We start from the raw sequence: 18450 nt of genomic DNA on the forward strand, positions 1-18450 counted from the left end.
CGAAATGGAGAAATCTATAACTTAGATTTCTTCATTTCGTTGCACTCCAGTCGAAATGACGAAAATGGATTAATTCACCGATCCCGATTTAACCAAAACACGTTGATAAGCAGGTAAAGTTAAATCATCAACAATTACGCCTCTGGTAGTGCTTGCATGTACGAAAAAGCCATTATTAAGGTAAACCCCCACATGGTCAACATCATTGCCGCCAAAAGAGAAAAATACGAGATCTCCTTCTTTTAAACGATCAATATCTTTGCGTTTTACAACATTAGCCTGTTCGCGTGAAATACGGGGTAATGTAACGCCATAAATTTCTTTCTCCAATAGAAAAGCAAAACCCGAACAATCAATACCTCCCTTATCCAATCCTCCAAAACGATATTTTACGCCTGTCCAATCAGTAATGAAGCGATAAAGCGGTTTACTCTGTAAATTTGCCATCGCATCGGCCGCTTTGGAAGCTTTAGTATCACTTTTAACAGTATACTTACGTGTACCGCATGACGAAAGAAAAAATATAATTGCTATTAAAAAGAATATATTCCTTTTGAGGTGGAAGGTAAAAGGCATAAGGTTTAAAACCTTATGCCTTAAACCCCACACCTACAACCTCTCTTAGTTCTTAATCAATCGCTGTATTTCGTCCAGTTTCAATAAGGCTTCAACAGGTGTTAATACGTTTACATCCAAATTATTCAATGTATCGCGGATTTTCACCAGAACAGGATCATCTATAGCGAACATCTGTAACTGATAAGCCTGGTTCTGCACTTTTTTAATGCTGTCTTTTATGCTTTGTCCTTCTGTACGGTCTATTTCAAGTTTTTTTAATATTTCATTGGCACGGCCAATTAATTTTGCTGGCATACCGGCCATTTTTGCAACGTGTATACCAAAGCTATGTTCGCTGCCTCCAGGAACGAGTTTCCGTAAAAAAATAACCTTATTAGTCATTTCTTTTACCGATACATTAAAGTTTTTAATGCGCGGCATGGTATTGGCCAGTTCATTTAATTCATGGTAGTGCGTGGCAAATAAGGTTTTTGGTCTGGCAGTTGGATGCTGATGCAAAAATTCGGCAATGGCCCAGGCGATTGAAATACCATCGTAGGTACTCGTTCCACGACCAATCTCATCGAGTAAGATTAAACTGTCATCCGAAATGTTGTTCAGGATACTGGCCGTTTCATTCATTTCGACCATGAACGTGCTCTCACCTGAAGAAATATTATCAGATGCCCCTACCCGGGTAAAAATCTTATCTACAATACCAACTTCAGCATCTTTAGCAGGAACAAAGGAACCCATTTGCGCCATCAGTACAATCAGCGCCGTTTGCCTTAAAATGGCCGACTTACCCGCCATGTTGGGGCCAGTAATCATAATAATCTGCTGACTTTCGGTATCTAGATATACATCGTTCGTAATGTATTCCTGACCCACAGGCAATTGCTTTTCAATTACCGGGTGGCGGCCTCCTTTAATATCAAGCACCTTATTTTCGGTAACTTTGGGTTTGTTGTAGTGGTTTTTAACTGCCAACTGTGCGAAACACAATAAACAATCAAGCTGTGCAATTAAGAATGAATCAAGTTGGATCGGTTTAATGTAACTGGCCGTTTCGTACATCAGTTCATTATATAATCGGATTTCAATGGCCTGTATCTTTTCTTCGGCACCTAAAATCTGATCTTCGTATTCTTTAAGCTCTGGTGTAATGTAACGCTCCGCATTTACCAGCGTTTGTTTACGGATCCAGCCCGCTGGTACTTTATCTTTATGGGTATGGGTAACTTCTAAATAATAACCGAAAACGTTATTAAAGGCAATTTTTAACGATGGTATTCCCGTTGCCTCTGCTTCGCGTTTTTGTATCTGAACCAGATAATCTTTACCACCAAAAGCAATTTTACGCAAGCGGTCTAGATCTTCATCAATTCCGTCTGCAATTACATTTCCTTTAATCAGCAAAGCTGGTGGTTCGGGCTGTAATTCCCTTTCAATTCTCTCCCTAATGGCCAAACACGGGTTTAATTGATCCGCTATTTTAATCAGGAAAGGGTTTTTAGAATCGGCAGCCAGTTTTTTAACTGCCTCAATATGGTAAAGCGCACGTTTTAAAGCAACCAATTCTCTCGGACCAACGCGTTGAAGGCCGACTTTAGAAATGAGTCGTTCTAAATCGCCAATCTGTTTAATGTTATTTAAAAATTCGCCTTGTAATTCTTCATGTTTAACAAAATACTCCACCATTCCAAGTCGCTCCTGGATTGGTTTCAATTCTTTTAAGGGCATAATGATCCACTTCTGCAACAAACGTGCACCCATTGGCGTACAGGTATGGTCCAGAATATCGAACAAAGTTACTGCATTATCGTTAGGCGAATTCACTAATTCGAGGTTACGGATGGTAAAACGGTCTAACCACATGTAACGGTCTTCTTCAATGCGACCAATCGAACTGATGTGTTGTAGATTACGATGCTCAGTTTCGCCCAAATAGTGTAGAATAACACCAGCAGCAACAATTCCACTCTGCAAACGCTCTACACCAAAACCTTTTAACGAAGAAACCTCAAAGTGTTTCATCAGGGTTTCGTTCCCAAAATCAGTGGTAAAAGGCCATTCGTCTAAACCAAAAGTGTAAAAACGGTCGCCGAAGTGCTCGGTAAATGCCTGTCGCTTCGATTTCTGAAAAATAACCTCTGTAGGTTTAAAGCCTTGCAAAAGTTTATCAATATAATCGCTGTTGCCCTGTGCAATTAAGAATTCACCTGTCGATATATCTAAAAATGAAACGCCCAGTTGTGTTTTATCAAAGAAAACACAGGCCAGGAAATTGTTCGATTTTTGGTTTACAATATTATCACCGTAAGCTACTCCAGGCGTAACCAATTCTGTTACACCACGTTTAACAATGGTTTTTGTAGTTTTAGGGTCTTCCAGCTGATCGCAAATGGCTACACGTTGTCCTGCCCGTACCAGTTTGGATAAATAATTATCTAACGAGTGATGCGGAAAACCAGCCAGTTCTAAAGCACCGCCATTAGGCCCGGTACCTCTTCTGGTTAATACGATGCCTAATATCTGTGCCGTTTTAATGGCATCTTCGCCAAAGGTTTCATAAAAATCGCCAACCCTAAATAGTAAAAGTGCGCCCGGATACTTCGCTTTAATCGCGTTGTATTGCTGCATTAACGGGGTTTCTTTATTCGTGTCTTTAGCCAAAACTGAAATTAATTTACAAAAGCCATAAAGATAACACGAATAAGCATTTTACAGCTGTTTTGTTGAAAAGTTAAAAGATTGTTAGTTTGTTTAACCGGTTTACTGCTCAAGTCGGTTAATTGAGGCATATCACGGTGAACCGATTTCTACAGCTTAAACAATCTTGAAAACTAAGGGTTCTGTACATTTGGGGGGCTGTGGCCCTGCTTTTTGCTTGTAGTCCCTCTTTTCAATCGGGAGCTACCGCTGCAATCAGGTTTATGAACAAGGGGCTGTTTTAACCCAGTTTCATCATAGTTCTCTTTCTTCAATAGTTCACCAGTTATTGCAATTTAAACAGTTAACCATTTTTTGGAAATGAAGGGTCCTGTGCATTTCGGGGCATACAGTCCTGTTATCCGCTTTATCCCGATGAAACCTGTGAAACAAGCAAGCACACCATAAAAAAACAACAAATAGTGCTTAAATCGGGATGTTCGCTCCTACCAGGTTTAGGTACAACGGTTTGATTAATAAAATTCTTATTATTTGTCCAAAAATATTACCTTAATCATAATGCTACCTGCATTAAATAAATATATTATAATGAGATAATTAACAAAAACAGAAACTTAAGATCTCAGCTATGTACTATAATAACGCACTTTGTGATATTTATATAGGAAAAGGGGCAGGTAAAAAGTTAATGGATGATATGAGGAGTGCAAAACATTCTGTCAAAATCATATCCCCTTACCTATCACCATACCTAATTTCAGAATTGATTAATCTAAAAGATAAAAACATTGATGTTAAGTTAATTACCACAAATAATATCGAGGATTTTTATGGTGATCGTGAAAGAAATATCTATAAACTCATTATTCAGAAATGCAATACAGACTTTGATAAACAAATAATTAGGAATAAGTGGATTAAGCTTGCAGAAACACTGTCATATATTAGCTATGGCCTAATAGCGCTATTGATCGCATTGGCTTATTATTTCAGAGACCTTAAAATATTCCTAGGTTTTATACCTATTATTATTCTATTCCTTATACGAGGTTTCTACAAGATAAAAATTAAAAACCTTCGGATCTATTCTTACAACTATACTCAGCTATTTCCTTTTAAAGTGTATATGTGTAATGAAAAAACATCTTTAATTCACAGTAAAATATACCTAATTGATGGTCAAATCGCCTATATGGGATCGTTAAACTTTACTGCTAGTGGAACCCAACACAACCATGAGACTCGAATTAGAACTACGGATATTAACGCAATTGAGAAAATAAATAAGGAAATTGACGACCTTTTTGAAAACCCTTATATGCGTGCGGCAGATCTACAACTATGGGGAAGACAATTATACATTGAACCTATTAACTAAAATTAACACTAATTTCAAAACGTTTTGGCCCTGTTGCTGTTACATTAATATAAATTTATACCTAATATTTTAATTATGACGATCCAATTGAATACCGACAAAAACTTAACAATACACCAAGAATACGACGAAAAAATTCAGACACAGCTAAATGAAGGCTTGAGCAGATATAGCGATCTAATTACGCGCTTAGAAGTTCATCTATCTGATGAAAACGGCAGTAAAGATGGCTTAGATGACAAAAGATGTTTATTAGAGGCCAGAATAACCGGAAAAGACCCTATAGCCGTTACCAATATGGGTAATACCTACGATTTGGCTATTACAGGTGCTTTAACAAAATTAAAAAGTACACTCGAAAAAGTGGCTGGAAAAATGAAAACCCACTAGTTTAATCAAAACTTTAAAATAGCCTTTCTGATAAATTAATTTGTAATAACTCAATATAGTAAATCGTCATTTCGAGCGGAGTGCAACGCAGTCGAGAAATCTAATTGTAGATCTCTCCATTTCGCTACGCTACAGTCGAGATGACGATTTTATTTATATACTTACTTTCTCCAGCTCTTCGATATAGCTCAAAAACAAATTCAGTGCTTTCTTTCTATCATCGGTAACCTCAAATTGAAGTTTGTGGTACAGGTAATCTTCCAGGTCGAAATTCGGCACTTTAGGTAATTCCTTTAAAACATTTTTTCTATGGGCTAAGCCAAATTTTAAAGCGGCATTAAATTCATCTTTAAATTCTTGTGAGATTTCTTTGTTGGCCACCCAGGCTGCATACATAAAGGGTAATCCGGTAAAGTTTTTCCATTCCTCACCCATATCGTAAGCGTAAGCGAAGTCTTCTTTTTTACCAAAGGTTCTGTCACCGATTAAAACAAAAGCATCGGTTTTTGCAGCAGGGTCGGTAGTAAACTCCACTTCTTTTTTCCAATGGAACTTAAGCAATACTTTGGCTAAATTGTTCGAAGTACGCGAGTGGGTGTCCAGTCTAACCGTTTTAATTTCCTGGGCAGGAACTTCACTAAAAATGAATACAGAATTTACACCTCCATCACTTCCAATACAATAATCGGCTACAATATTGGCATTTGGAACCAAGGGAATAGCTGCTACAGGCATTAAACCGATATCAACCTGACCGTTAATTACTTTAGCTGCGCAATCTGAAGGAATATCTAAACTTAAATCAATCTTATTTATAATGTCCGAATGTTCTAATCCGTATATAAAAGCTTTGGTATTGGTATAGGCAACAGCCGATATTTTAATCTTATTCAAGGTGTTATGTTAAATCTTTTATTATTACTCGCCATGGTTCGTGTCGTCACGGACCATTATATAAATCCCTATTTATTATCCGTGCCATCAGATCCTGAAACAAATCCGATAGCTATCGGATTACGATGACGAATTATATTGGGCTTATCCAATTACTAAACCGTCTAAATGAACGGCACTATTAAATTCAAGAACAGTAAATTTTCCATCTTCGAATCCCATTTTATAAAGCACCGTATTTTGATGTGGAAACTCGGTCATCTCGCTCAGCGGTTTACCCAACAATAAACACAAGAAAACGCGCATCGCTCTACCGTGCATGCAAAGTAAAACTGTTTTTTCTTCAGGTCTGCTCATCAAAACTTCCATCGGTTGTTTTAAACGTTCGTAAACATCCTGAACGCTTTCGCCACCTTCGAAATGAGCAGTATAATCACCATCCTGCCAGCTTTGCAACATCTCACGAAAAGCGTCACGTGCATCTTCAGTATTCGGTTTCCCTTCCCAAACGCCCCAGGCCAATTCGTCTAAACCCGAAAGTTTTTCCCAGGGTAATCCCGAATCAATAAACTTCTGGACGGTTTGCCAGGTACGTTTTAAATCCGAAGTGTAAATCTTATCAAAAGGGACATTTTTATAGGTTTGATAAAACGCTTCTGCCTGTGCCCTACCTAAATCATTTAAGTCAGAATTTATACCTCTGCCCTGTACTATGCCTTGTCTGTTAAGTTCCGTTTCGCCGTGGCGTATAATGTATATTTCCTTCATTTATTAAGTTATTGAATGAGTGAATTTTGAATGATAGAATGACAATCTAACATCCACTATCCTAAACACTCACTCATTCTGTCATTCCTTCATTCAATCATTAATTCACTACCGGTAGCTTATAATATTGAGGTTTTTTTTCTTCTTCGAAAACTACGTGCTCGAAATCGGTAACCACATTATATAAAGTATCGCGCTCTATTGCTTTTCTCCCCACTTGTTTTATCAAATTCACCAGCTCTTTGGTACTCATTGCGGGTGTTTGCTCTTCGGCACCAGCCATTGAATATATTTTGGTGGTATCGTCCAAGGTTCCGTCTATATCATCAACACCATAATTTAAGGATAGCTGAGCTGTTTCACGACTGATCATTGCCCAATAAGCTTTAATATGATCGAAATTGTCCATGTAAATACGGGCGATGGCGTAATTCCTTAAGTCTTCAATTACTGAAGATTCAGGCACATTACTCATTTGGTTATGTTGATTTCTGAATTTTAGCGGAATAAAAGTCTGGAAACCACCTGTGCGATCCTGCAATTCGCGTAATCTCTCCATATGATCTACCCGATGCCAATATTTTTCGATATGACCATAAAGCATGGTGGCATTACTGCGCATACCGAGTTTGTGCCATTCTTCATGAATATCAAGCCATTGCTGACCAGTACATTTATCTTTAGCAATCTGTTCTCTGATTTCAGGGTGAAAAATCTCTGCTCCTCCACCTGGTATTGATTCTAATCCGGCCTCTTTCATCAAACGCATACCTGTTGCATAATCGATTTTGGCTTTCTTAAAGATATAATGGTACTCAACAGGCGTTAATGCCTTCACATGTAAATCAGGGCGATGCTGTTTAATAGCGGTAAATAAAGCAGAATAAAAGGCAACATCGTATTGAGGAAGTACCCCACCTACAATATGCACTTCCGTTACAGGTTCGCCATCATATTTTTTAACGATATCGAGCATTTGCTCCATCGTTAAGGCCCAGCCTTCTTCTTTTTGTTTGATTAAACGGGAGTATGAGCAAAATTTGCAGTCGTAAACGCAAAGATTGGTAGGTTCTAAATGGAAGTTCCGGTTGAAATAAGTTTTATCACCGTGTTTCTGTTCGCGGATAAAATTTGCCAGAATACCAAGGTAACCCAGTTCTGCATGTTCGTACAAGTGAACGCCTTCATCAAAGGTAATCCGTTCTCCGTAAAGGACTTTGTGTGCTATGTTTTGTAATTCAGTTGATAAATTGGTATCAGCTAATATCTTTTCAACTTGCTCAGTTGTATTCATTCCTGATTTATTTTGAACAAAAATACAATAATGAGGCGATTTGCAAATCATTTTCTTGTAACAAACCGCGATTTTTGAATGTTGGCTGTGAGAATCAACCACAGATATAACGAGAATAAACACAGATTTGATTGCTTTCTTGTAAAATTGCCTTAGAGTCGTCATCTCGACTGGAACGCAGTGGAATGGAGAGATCTATCTTGATAGATTTAGCTTCGCTGAGCCTTCGGGTTCTCGACTTCGTTGCACTCCGCTCGAAATGGCGGACGATTTAGATTAGTGCATAAAAAAGCACCTCTTTTCAGAAGTGCTCTCACTATATGTTTATCACTGGCAATTTATGCGTTTCAGTGATAGTAATGCTATCATGAACATTTATTACTTAGTTATGAAGCCGTTCATAACGGTTTCGTAACTAATGCTTAATTGGCTGCTGGAGAAAACGTCAACACGATATTAGCTGTTTTTCCACCGAATTCAATTGGCGATTTCATAACCATATTTCCTTTAGAAAGTTGAGTTAACACCAAACGGTAACCCTCTGTTACATTTTTAGCTTTATCACCCTCAAAAATTTTCTTGAATTGGAAAGTTTCATCAGCAGGTGTTGCCGACCAGAAAATAGTTTGCATTACTGAACCACAAGTACTTGATGCTGGTAAAGTATAAGAACCATTACCGCTATTGGTTAATTTCCATGTACTTCCCTGAAAACATTTGTATGATTTTTCGCCGAATAAACCTTGAACAGTTTGGTCAGGCAAACCCTCTAAAGTTACATTGTTTAAAACCCAGGTACCAGTAATTGTACCTCTACCACCATTAATACCTGTTGCAGCATTTTTAGTTGATGAACAACTTTGTAACATTACTAAAGTAGAACATGCTATTGCGATAGCTATAAATAATCTTTTCATTTTCGTTTAATTTAATTTCGTCAAACTTGTTACATAAATCTTGCCAAAACCATTACGAACCTTAAATTAGCGCCAAATTATTAAATTGCATCACCATATCACTTCGATCAAAATCAATTATCATGAAACCCGAAACCCTTGCTATTCACGCTTCTAATCTTGTAAAAAGCATTACTGGCGATGTTACCCTACCTATTAATCTATCAACAACTTTTTTTCGTGATGAAGATGGAGGTTATCCCGGAGGGCATATGTATAGCAGGGTAAGCAATCCAAACCGGTCTGCTTTAGAAAACACTGTAGCCACATTAGAATATGGCGAAGATGCTGCTGCTTTTTCTTCAGGCAATACCTGTGGTATGGTTTTGTTCCAGGCCTTAAAACCTGGTAGCCACATTATTGCTCCTGATGATATGTATTGGGGTATTAAAAAACAGCTTCTTACGATTTTTAACGATAGTTTGGAATTTGATTTTGTTGACCAAACTGATTTAAACCTGATCCAATCGAGCATCAAACCTAACACCAAATTGATCTGGATCGAAACCCCATCTAATCCATTATTAAAGATTACCGACATCGAACAAATTGCCAAAATAGCTAAAGCTAAAAACATTACAATGGCCTGCGACAGCACCTTTGCTTCTCCTATTTTACAAAACCCGATTTTACTGGGTGCTGATATTGTAATGCATAGCAGTACCAAATACCTGGGTGGCCATAGCGATGTACTTGGCGGGATTCTGGTAACAGCAAAAAAGGACGAGTTGTGGGAGAAAATCAAAAACATACAGCAAACGGGTGGTGCGGTTCCTTCTCCCTTTGATTGTTTTCTGTTAACCAGAAGCATTAAAACACTAGCTTATCGCATGAAAGGCCATTGTGAAAATGGAAAAATTATAGCTGACTATTTAAACGGACATCCAAATGTTGAAGCTGTTTTTTATCCAGGCTTGGAAAGTCACCCACAGCACGAAATTGCAAAGAAACAAATGAAAGATTTTGGTGGAATGATGTCGTTTTTGGTTAAAGGAGGTGTTGAAAAGGCCCACAAAGTAGTAAATAAGGTTCAGCTATTTGCGCAGGCTACCAGTTTAGGTGGTGTAGAAAGTTTAATTGAGCACCGTTATTCGGTGGAAGGCCCTGATAGTAAAACGCCAAAAAATTTACTTCGTATTTCTGTAGGCTTAGAGCATGTAGACGATATTATCGCCGATTTAGCACAGGCGTTGGGTTAAAAAGAATCGTCATTGCGAGAAGGCTTTTTCAGCCGACGAAGCAATCTTACAACGGTCGCTACTAGCGTGCGCTTTAAGATTGCTTCGTCGTTCCTCCTCGCAATGACGAATATTTGTTTTGAAATCTATTTAGGATTGCAAATCGTAGTCAACTTCAACGAATAATTTGCCTCCAGAGGCTCATTAGTCTGTGCTAAACGTTGCGAACCTGTATTAGCTGGGCAGGCAATGTCACCAGCAGCATCATATATTAATTTTGTACCACCAGCCAATAATTCTTTAGGTACATAAACCTGTACCTTGGTAATCGAATAACCAGAAGGAAAATAACGTACATAATAACCGTCAGGGTGTTTGGTCCAGATACCGCTTGGCACATCGCTTCTTGGTGGCGCCATACCCGCTATAATCGCATATTTTTCCATGTCGGCATAAGTATAATTTCCAGACGAAACCAGTTGACGGATATTATTTTCTGCTTCAAAAACAGCCCTCACCCCTGATGGTAACTGGTCTTTAGCCTTTTCCATTACATCAAAAGGCAAAACACCTAAAGCACCGCCTTCCAATTGTGTAAGTTGTTTTGGCGTTAACAATTTAATGGCGGTTACTTTAACCTGTCCATTAAAATCAGCAAATTTTGTTCTTGCAATAATGGTCCATAATAATGCCTGAATGTCGTGTTGGTCTACATCAGAATGCTTTTCTGCACTTTTCAGTATTGAAACCACAATTTCTTCCTTCGGGCCTAAAACAGGCGCAAACATGTAACCATCACCCTTTGATGGGGCAAAAGTTCCTGCTTTTAGACAATAACTTTTATTGGTCATTTCGTAAAGCCCCTCGCAAAGCACAAAACCACCATCTGGATTTTTAGGCAGTAAATACAAGGGCTGGGCTTTTAAATTTAATGAATTAATAAAATCAGGCAGCTTTTCGCCTTCTCTATTTACGTCTTCAAAATTAGTGGTAATGGCAGCAGGCTGTTTTAAAAACTTATCTACACCTAAAGCTTTAGCACCCTGGGCAGTGCCCACTTTTAATAATTTATCTTTTAAGCCTCCGAATTGAGCATTTACATTATTTAAACAAGCAATAGTAAACAACAGGCCTAAACATAGTGATTTTGTATTTTTCATCATAATTAATTTAGATAGGTACCACAAACTTAGAATTTTAAGCGTTAATTCAGTATTAAAGTTTCAGATTGTCATTGTATCATAAAAATACGCAATTCATTTTCAATGAGTTAATGTAATTTCAAAATTTTATTTTGTGGATTAAAATTAAATTCAGACATTTGGAATATTATTTGGCAGATAGCTAAATAAAAGTCAATCTTCACGGGTTGATTTATAAAGAAGTGGCGAGAGACTGGCTCGATGACCCACTGGCAACCCTCAGAAAGAGAAGGTGCCAATTCCTGACCGGATAACATGGTGTTATTTGGAGATATAAATTAGAACTGATGAAAACATTAAATCTTCAATCGCTAAGCGAGCCCAGTACAAACCTTAAAAAGGTAGAACAAGCTTCTATTTCTTTTATTTGTTGTGATATGCGTGCGTTTACTTGTATGTGCTGTTGCATACAGTAATTTAAAAATCTTCCTTTTTTGTTTCTTTCAAATTGGAAGGTCCCGGGAAATCGGGATACACCCTGCTAGGTTTTAGGATTATTCTAATTTCTGCTATCTAATCACATCAACTAAAAAAATAGAAATTATGTCAACATCATATAAATTTGAAACTTTACAACTACACGCTGGCCAGGAAATAGATCCAACAACAGGATCAAGGGCTGTTCCTATTTACCAAACCACTTCTTATGGATTTAAAAATGCCGAACATGGGGCTAATTTATTTGCATTAAAAGAGTTTGGCAATATCTACACCAGGATTATGAACCCAACCAACGATGTTTTCGAAAAACGTATTGCAGCTTTAGAAGGTGGTGTAGCAGCTTTAGCGGTAGCATCGGGACAAGCAGCACAGTTTATTGCATTAAATAATATACTGGAGGCAGGCGACAGCATCGTTTCTTCTAGCCATATTTATGGTGGAACCTATAATCAATTCAAAGTAGCTTTTAAGCGCTTGGGTATTCATGTCGATTTTGCCAATCCAGATGTACCTGAAGAATTTGAAAGTAAAATAACCGATAAAACAAAAGCAATCTTTTTAGAAACGATTGGCAACCCTGCATTTAGTGTGCCTGATTTCGAAAAAATTGCCGCAATTGCAAAAAAATACGATCTACCATTAGTGGTCGACAATACTTTTGGTGCAGGAGGTTATTTGTTTAAACCATTGGAACATGGCGCCAACATTGTTGTAGAATCTGCAACTAAATGGATCGGCGGGCATGGAACAAGTATTGGCGGGGTTATCGTTGACGGTGGAAATTACAACTGGGGCAATGGTAAGTTTCCTCAATTCTCTGAGCCCTCAGAAGGTTATCATGGTTTGGTTTTCAGCGATGTTTTTGGTATCGGCGGACCATTTGGTAACATCCAGTTTATCATCCGTGCCCGAGTAGAAGGATTAAGAGATCTGGGACCTGCCCTATCGCCTTTCAATTCTTTTCTTTTATTGCAAGGATTAGAAACTTTATCACTCCGCGTTCAACGCCATGTAGATAATGCGTTAGAATTAGCTACCTGGTTAGAAAACCATCCATTAGTTAAAGAAGTTCAGTACCCTGGCCTAGCAAGCAGTAAATATAACAACCTGGCTAAAAAATATTTAAGCAATGGTTTTGGCGCAGTTTTATCTTTCGAATTAGCTGGAAGCAAAGAAAATGCAACACAGGTAATTGATAACTTAAAACTGGTGTCGCACCTGGCCAATGTGGGTGATGCAAAAACGCTGATCATTCAGCCTTCTGCCACAACACACCAGCAATTAAACGAAACAGAACAATTAGCAGCTGGTGTAAAACCGAACGCGCTGAGGGTTTCTGTAGGCATTGAGCATATCGATGATATTAAAGCCGATTTCGAACAGGCATTTGCAACCATTAATGCTACAGTTCCGGCAGAGAATTTACAAGCCTAAACCTCAAACCCCTTTATGGGCTTTTAACAACAACAACATTACAAAATGCATAACAGTAAAAACGATAATGTAAAATCCACTTCAGGGAATTTTGCATCAACATATAGTTATAACAAACAGTTTAAATTAGAGAGCGGAAAAAAGATCCGTAACCTGCAAGTTGCTTATCAAACTTATGGCAAATTAAATGCAAATAAAGATAATGTAATTTGGGTTTGCCATGCACTTACCGCCAATGCTGATGTTTTTGAATGGTGGGAAGGTTTGTTCGGCGAAAATGCTTTGTTCAATCCCGAAGAGCATTATATCGTTTGCGCTAATGTTTTAGGCTCGCATTACGGCAGCACAAATCCATTAAGTACTAATCCCGTAACAGGCTTACCTTATTACCTTTCGTTTCCGCAGTTTACCATCCGCGATTTAGTATCGGCACACCAGTTATTGGCTTCGCATTTAGGCATTGATTATATTAAATTATTGATCGGAGGTTCTTTAGGCGGGCAGCAAGCTGTTGAGTGGAGTATTTCGGAGCCGAATAAAATTGAAAACCTGATCTTGATTGCGACTAATGCAGCGCATTCTCCATGGGGAATTGCTTTTAACGAAAGTCAGCGTTTGGCCATTACTACTGATAGAACTTTTTATGCCAACCAGCCAAACGGTGGCAGCAAAGGTTTAAAAACAGCCCGTAGCATTGCACTTTTAAGTTATAGAACCTACAGCGCTTACGGTAGTACACAGGTAGAAAGCGTAAACGATAAAACCGACAATTTCAGATCCTCTTCTTATCAGAATTATCAGGGAGAAAAACTGATTAACCGTTTTAACGCCTACAGTTATTATTATTTAACCAAAGCAATGGACAGCCACAATGTGGGCCGTAACCGCAAAAGCATTGCCGATGCACTAAAATTAATTACGGCAAATACTTTGGTAATCGGGATAGAAAATGACGTTTTGTTTCCTTTATCGGAGCAAAAATACCTGGCCGATCATATCCCAGGAGCAGAATTTAGTGCCTTGCACTCAGATTATGGTCACGATGGATTCTTAATCGAAACAGATGCCTTGACTAATGTAATAGGAAACTTTATCAAGGAAAGCCGGAATAAAAAAATAATCAAACTACAGCATACCGCTTAGAAAGGTATAAGGAAGAGGGTGTAAAGGTTGAAGGTGAAAAACTGGGTACCATAATAAAATTTAAAATAAATCACAAAATAAGAACAGCTATATCGGTGTAATCCATTTATCTGTGTAATCACTTTAAAAAAATGAGTAAGAATTTAAAAATCGGTTTATTTGGTTTCGGCGTTGTAGGACAAGGTTTATTGGATATTATCCAAAGCCAGAACCTGAACCTGGAGATCATTAAAATTGCGATAAAAGACCCAAGAAAGAAACGTACCCTTAATAAAGATCTGTTCACTACTGATCGCAACGAAATACTGAACAATACAGAGATCAATACAATTGTAGAATTAATTAACGATGCCGATGCTGCTTACGAAATTGTAACCACTGCATTAAAAAACGGTAAAAACGTAGTTTCTGCCAATAAAAAAATGATCGCCACACACTTAAAAGAGCTGGTTGATTTACAACAAGAGCATGGTACTTCTTTATTGTACGAAGGGGCCGTTTGTGGCAGTATTCCAATTATCCGTAACCTGGAAGAATATTACGACAATGAATTATTCCATGCTTTGAGTGGAATTTTTAATGGCTCATCTAATTACATTTTGTCGAAAATATTTAATGAGAACCAAAGTTACGACTCGGCTTTAAAAGAAGCACAAGATTTAGGTTTCGCAGAAACCGACCCGATTTTGGATGTGGGAGGCTACGATCCAAAATATAAACTGGCTATTGCTACAGCACACGCATATGGTTTATTTGTAAATCCAGATGCCATTTTAAACATCGGTATACAGAACCTTTCTAACCACGACATTAAATATGCGCGTGAGAAAAACTTTAAAATTAAATTGGTTCCTACGGCACGTAAAGTGAATACAAAAGATATCGTAACTTATGTACTACCGAAGCTGGTAGCTAAAGATGATTTCCTTTACAACGTAGAAAACGAGTACAATGCAGTTGCAGTTCAGGCAGCTTTTGCTGATAAACAATTTTTCTACGGTAAAGGTGCTGGAGGCCACCCTACTGGTGCTGCTGTACTTTCTGACATTGCTGCCTTGCGTTACGATTACCGTTACGAGTACAAAAAATATCACTCAGAAAATGGCGTAAAACATACCGAAGAAATTTTATTGGAGATTTACCTACGTTATGCGGATGAAGATCTGATTACACTGTTAGAATTTGACAACATCAGCGAACGTTATGCTGCAAGCAGCTATAAATATGTGGTTGGAACAGTTAAGTTGGAGCGTTTAATTAAAAACCGCGACTTGCTTTTGGATGAATCTGTTTTTGTAGCTTATACTGGCAGACAGATTTACAAACAAGAGCAATTGAGTGAAAATGTTTTTGCCCAGGAATTGGCAAGCCTGTAATTTATTTTTAAGGTTAATTTTTTTATTTGTTTTGTTGTTAAGTACAAAGGTCGGAGCGAGTCCGACCTTTTGCGTTAATCACTTTACCTTAATGTATTTTTCGATAATCACCCGGTCTACCCCTGCTTTTTCTACCTTCTCAATGCCTTTCTGAATCAAAGTATCTTTATGGATAGCGAGTTTAAACTTAAAAGTTTTGCCTTCCCAATCTTTGTTTTTATAGTATTCTAAATGCTCGGTATAATTATCTTTATCCAATACATAACTTCCTCCACCAGCATCAAAACTGCTGGTATCTTTAGGATTAAGGCTATGTTTTAAGAATGCAAAATGTGTATTATTAAACATCTTGATCATTTTCAGCTTGCCAGAATAATCTGTTGTTTGGCTAGTTCCATTTTCGATGGTTGTAGCTGATAATAATTGCCAGGTACCCTGAATATCAAGGTCTGAACCTTTTTTGCTTGCATCTTTGTTAACACAAGAAAATAATGAAAGCACTGCCAATAGCATTAAAATGTTTCTCATAAATGGGATGTATTAATTTGGTTATTATTTGTTTTAAATATTTATCCCCTTCCAGCCATTTTGATCAGCTTGTGTGCGAGGTCTTTCCCTAAGTAACCATCAATTATGGCATGTACAATATATAAAATCGGGGTCATTAAAATAGCCACAACAAATTTATAGGTATATCCTACTAAACCAATGGCAAAAACCTGTTGCCAGCTGTAATGATATTGAGGATTTATATAAAATGCGATAAAAATGACCACAAAACTATCAATAAATTGAGAGACTAAAGTAGAACCTGTAGCGCGTAGCCAAAGTGCCCGCTCCCCTGTTATCCTTTTTATTTTATGGAATATCATTACATCAACCATTTGCCCAATAATAAAGGCCGTAATCGATCCTACAATGATCCACATCCCTTGCCCGAATATCCCCGCAAATGCATTATTCATATTGAGGTCTTCTCCATTTATATTTTGATGCACCCAGAAATCGGCGGCAGTTAAATACATCGATCCCCAAACCACAAGAAAAGCAAATGCAATTAATATGGCGGTAAGAATTGATAAGAACCGAACCTGTTTAACACCAAAATATTCATTGATAATATCCGTCATGATGAAAATAATCGGCCAGGTTAATACTCCTGCCGACATTACAAAGGATAGATGCGGAACACCCAGTAAGTTTATATCGAACTTTTTAAAGCCCAGCGTTTCTTCGACACTGAACAATTTAACCCCAATAAACTCTGATAATATAGCATTTGCTACAAAAAAGCTACCCAGAATGAGTAGTAAACGGCTTTCTTTTGTCTTAAAAGTCATAGACTATAAATCTATAAATAAATAGCAGATTTAGTATAACAATCATCGTATTTTTAACAGAGCTAACACAAAGATTACGCAGCCACCCGCTTTAATCGTTCAATAATAAAATATGATTTTTACAATCGTTCGACGGTAAAAATAGGTTAGCAAATTAAATCTCCCAATCTTTGCGGAATCAAAATCTGGTAATCTTCATGGCTAAAAAACAACACTTCTATCTTATACTCATTTTAGGTTCATTGGCAGCTCTTGGCCCCTTCTCTATTGATATGTACCTACCTGGTTTTGTTGATATTGCAAAGGATTTAAGAAGTAATGAATCAACTGTAGCCCTATCATTATCAAGCTTTTTTATCGGAATTTCTGCCGGTCAGTTATTGTATGGACCACTCTTAGATAAATTTGGGAGAAAGAAACCGTTATATTTTGGTTTAGCACTTTACATTATAGCTTCTTTTCTGTGTTTAGCCGTAACGGATGTTAATCAACTAATTGTTTTACGTTTTGTGCAGGCCACTGGAAGCTGTGCCACTGCGGTGGCCTCTGTTGCCATGGTACGGGATCTGTTTTCGGTAGAAGAAAGCCCGAAAGTATTTGCTTCCTTAATGCTGGTGATCGCGGTTTCGCCTATGCTTGCCCCAACTGCAGGGGGCTACTTAATTTCGGCCCTTGGCTGGAAATATGTGTTTGTATTTTTAGGATTGATGGCAGTTTTAATGCTCTTGGCTTCAATTTTCAAGCTACCGGAGAGCTATAAACCCGATCCGAATTACTCTTTAAAACCAAAGCCTATTTTAACCAATTTCTATACCGTTTTAAAAGAGCCTCAATTTTACACCTATGCGCTGATCAGTTCGATTACCTTTTCGGGATTATTCGCCTATGTATCTTCGTCGCCTCAGGTATTTATGAAAATATATGAGGTAAGTAAAACAGGCTACGGCTGGATCTTCGCCCTACTTTCTGTATCATTTATTGGATCGAGTCAAGTGAACAGCTTGATACTAAAATGGTTTACCAGCAAAAATATTGTAACCTATGCACTTATTGCACAGTGTATTTTCAGTTTAATCTTTTTGGTTTTCGCCTTAAATAACTGGTTAAATTTATATTCTACCATAGGCTTTATCGCCTTATTTTTGGCCTGCTTAGGTTTAATTAACCCAAATGCAGCTGCCTTGTCACTCGCTCCATTTACCAAAAATGCGGGTAGTGCATCGGCCCTAATGGGTGCCTTACAAATGGGATTAGGCGCGCTGGCCTCGGTAATGGTAAGTTTATTTAGCGAACACTCGGTTGTGCCTATGCCTTTGGTAATGACAGCAGCTGCGTTTATTGCTTTAGGCTGTTTGTTAATCGGCAGAAGGTTTATCGCCACTGAAGTAGAAGCATCGTCTGATGCTGCTGTTGCAGCGCATTAAA

At 37.9% G+C, this 18450-nt stretch carries 16 protein-coding genes and 1 riboswitch; of the genes, 7 read left to right on the forward strand and 9 right to left on the reverse strand.

All coding sequences use genetic code 11. The annotated features are described in order from the left end of the window. Positions 1–69: 69 nt before the first annotated feature. Complete coding sequence (locus tag J7E57_RS09290) at positions 70–576, reverse strand: C40 family peptidase (RefSeq protein WP_215164961.1); 507 nt, start codon at positions 574–576, stop codon at positions 70–72. A gap of 45 nt (positions 577–621) precedes the next feature. Further along, positions 622–3201: a DNA mismatch repair protein MutS gene (gene mutS / locus J7E57_RS09295; RefSeq protein WP_251029865.1), complete on the reverse strand. Its 2580-nt coding sequence runs from the start codon at positions 3199–3201 to the stop codon at positions 622–624. Positions 3202–3859: 658 nt separating this feature from the next. Between mutS and J7E57_RS09300 the strand changes: the two genes are divergently transcribed. Then, a complete protein-coding gene (locus J7E57_RS09300; RefSeq protein WP_215127320.1) occupies positions 3860–4609 on the forward strand; it encodes a phospholipase D-like domain-containing protein in 750 nt (249 codons plus the stop codon). 75 nt (positions 4610–4684) lie between these two features. Then, positions 4685–4999, forward strand: a complete 315-nt coding sequence (locus tag J7E57_RS09305) for an HPF/RaiA family ribosome-associated protein (RefSeq protein ID WP_215127322.1) — start codon at positions 4685–4687, stop codon at positions 4997–4999. Between the two features lie 153 nt (positions 5000–5152). Here J7E57_RS09305 and J7E57_RS09310 read toward each other — a convergent pair whose 3' ends face one another. From J7E57_RS09310 to J7E57_RS09325, 4 genes are all read right to left on the reverse strand, one after another. After that, complete coding sequence (locus tag J7E57_RS09310; protein WP_215127324.1) at positions 5153–5893, reverse strand: menaquinone biosynthetic enzyme MqnA/MqnD family protein; 741 nt, start codon at positions 5891–5893, stop codon at positions 5153–5155. A gap of 144 nt (positions 5894–6037) precedes the next feature. Beyond that, a complete protein-coding gene (locus tag J7E57_RS09315; RefSeq protein ID WP_215127326.1) occupies positions 6038–6661 on the reverse strand; it encodes a histidine phosphatase family protein in 624 nt (207 codons plus the stop codon). Between the two features lie 100 nt (positions 6662–6761). Next, positions 6762–7955, reverse strand: coding sequence for an aminofutalosine synthase MqnE (gene mqnE / locus J7E57_RS09320; RefSeq protein ID WP_215127328.1), 1194 nt, complete (start codon positions 7953–7955; stop codon positions 6762–6764). A gap of 422 nt (positions 7956–8377) precedes the next feature. Continuing rightward, positions 8378–8872, reverse strand: coding sequence for a lipocalin family protein (locus tag J7E57_RS09325; protein WP_251029866.1), 495 nt, complete (start codon positions 8870–8872; stop codon positions 8378–8380). Between the two features lie 122 nt (positions 8873–8994). Between J7E57_RS09325 and J7E57_RS09330 the strand changes: the two genes are divergently transcribed. Further along, positions 8995–10110: a trans-sulfuration enzyme family protein gene (locus J7E57_RS09330; protein WP_215127330.1), complete on the forward strand. Its 1116-nt coding sequence runs from the start codon at positions 8995–8997 to the stop codon at positions 10108–10110. Positions 10111–10235: 125 nt separating this feature from the next. Here the strand turns inward: J7E57_RS09330 and J7E57_RS09335 are convergent, their stop codons facing one another. Then, positions 10236–11249 (reverse strand): hypothetical protein, encoded by a 1014-nt coding sequence (locus J7E57_RS09335; protein WP_215127331.1) that lies wholly within the window; start codon positions 11247–11249, stop codon positions 10236–10238. 211 nt (positions 11250–11460) lie between these two features. After that, positions 11461–11571, forward strand: a riboswitch (SAM riboswitch). 263 nt (positions 11572–11834) lie between these two features. On the opposite strand from J7E57_RS09335, the gene J7E57_RS09340 reads away from it, so the two are divergent. The 3 genes from J7E57_RS09340 to J7E57_RS09350 all read left to right on the forward strand — a co-directional run bounded on the left by J7E57_RS09340 (position 11835) and on the right by J7E57_RS09350 (position 15685). Beyond that, positions 11835–13166 (forward strand): O-acetylhomoserine aminocarboxypropyltransferase/cysteine synthase family protein, encoded by a 1332-nt coding sequence (locus tag J7E57_RS09340; protein WP_215127333.1) that lies wholly within the window; start codon positions 11835–11837, stop codon positions 13164–13166. A 45-nt stretch (positions 13167–13211) separates the two neighbouring features. Next, a complete protein-coding gene (gene metX / locus J7E57_RS09345) occupies positions 13212–14309 on the forward strand; it encodes a homoserine O-acetyltransferase family protein (RefSeq protein ID WP_215127335.1) in 1098 nt (365 codons plus the stop codon). Positions 14310–14440: 131 nt separating this feature from the next. Then, on the forward strand, positions 14441–15685 hold the full coding sequence (locus tag J7E57_RS09350; protein ID WP_215127337.1) for a homoserine dehydrogenase: 1245 nt from the start codon (positions 14441–14443) through the stop codon (positions 15683–15685). Between the two features lie 78 nt (positions 15686–15763). On the opposite strand, the gene J7E57_RS09355 is transcribed toward J7E57_RS09350, so the two are convergent. After that, positions 15764–16213 (reverse strand): hypothetical protein, encoded by a 450-nt coding sequence (locus J7E57_RS09355; RefSeq protein ID WP_215127339.1) that lies wholly within the window; start codon positions 16211–16213, stop codon positions 15764–15766. 41 nt (positions 16214–16254) lie between these two features. Further along, positions 16255–17025 carry a queuosine precursor transporter gene (locus tag J7E57_RS09360; RefSeq protein ID WP_215127342.1) on the reverse strand — a complete coding sequence of 257 codons (771 nt, stop codon included), beginning with the start codon at positions 17023–17025 and terminating at the stop codon, positions 16255–16257. A 197-nt stretch (positions 17026–17222) separates the two neighbouring features. Between J7E57_RS09360 and J7E57_RS09365 the strand changes: the two genes are divergently transcribed. After that, the gene (locus J7E57_RS09365) at positions 17223–18449 is read left to right on the forward strand and encodes a multidrug effflux MFS transporter (protein WP_215127344.1); all 1227 of its coding nucleotides are present in this window, start codon (positions 17223–17225) and stop codon (positions 18447–18449) included. Position 18450 lies beyond the last annotated feature (1 nt).

This window comes from Pedobacter sp. ISL-64 (assembly GCF_018613605.1).
Lineage (GTDB): Bacteria > Bacteroidota > Bacteroidia > Sphingobacteriales > Sphingobacteriaceae > Pedobacter.

Coding starts and splice junctions, on each gene's coding strand:
- J7E57_RS09290 (WP_215164961.1), bottom strand. CDS start 576: ATGCCTTTTACCTTCCACCTCAAAAGGAATATATTCTTTTTAATAGCA.
- mutS (WP_251029865.1), bottom strand. CDS start 3,201: ATGCAGCAATACAACGCGATTAAAGCGAAGTATCCGGGCGCACTTTTA.
- J7E57_RS09300 (WP_215127320.1), top strand. CDS start 3,860: ATGTACTATAATAACGCACTTTGTGATATTTATATAGGAAAAGGGGCA.
- J7E57_RS09305 (WP_215127322.1), top strand. CDS start 4,685: ATGACGATCCAATTGAATACCGACAAAAACTTAACAATACACCAAGAA.
- J7E57_RS09315 (WP_215127326.1), bottom strand. CDS start 6,661: ATGAAGGAAATATACATTATACGCCACGGCGAAACGGAACTTAACAGA.
- mqnE (WP_215127328.1), bottom strand. CDS start 7,955: ATGAATACAACTGAGCAAGTTGAAAAGATATTAGCTGATACCAATTTA.
- J7E57_RS09325 (WP_251029866.1), bottom strand. CDS start 8,872: ATGAAAAGATTATTTATAGCTATCGCAATAGCATGTTCTACTTTAGTA.
- J7E57_RS09330 (WP_215127330.1), top strand. CDS start 8,995: ATGAAACCCGAAACCCTTGCTATTCACGCTTCTAATCTTGTAAAAAGC.
- J7E57_RS09335 (WP_215127331.1), bottom strand. CDS start 11,249: ATGAAAAATACAAAATCACTATGTTTAGGCCTGTTGTTTACTATTGCT.
- J7E57_RS09340 (WP_215127333.1), top strand. CDS start 11,835: ATGTCAACATCATATAAATTTGAAACTTTACAACTACACGCTGGCCAG.
- metX (WP_215127335.1), top strand. CDS start 13,212: ATGCATAACAGTAAAAACGATAATGTAAAATCCACTTCAGGGAATTTT.
- J7E57_RS09350 (WP_215127337.1), top strand. CDS start 14,441: ATGAGTAAGAATTTAAAAATCGGTTTATTTGGTTTCGGCGTTGTAGGA.
- J7E57_RS09355 (WP_215127339.1), bottom strand. CDS start 16,213: ATGAGAAACATTTTAATGCTATTGGCAGTGCTTTCATTATTTTCTTGT.
- J7E57_RS09360 (WP_215127342.1), bottom strand. CDS start 17,025: ATGACTTTTAAGACAAAAGAAAGCCGTTTACTACTCATTCTGGGTAGC.
- J7E57_RS09365 (WP_215127344.1), top strand. CDS start 17,223: ATGGCTAAAAAACAACACTTCTATCTTATACTCATTTTAGGTTCATTG.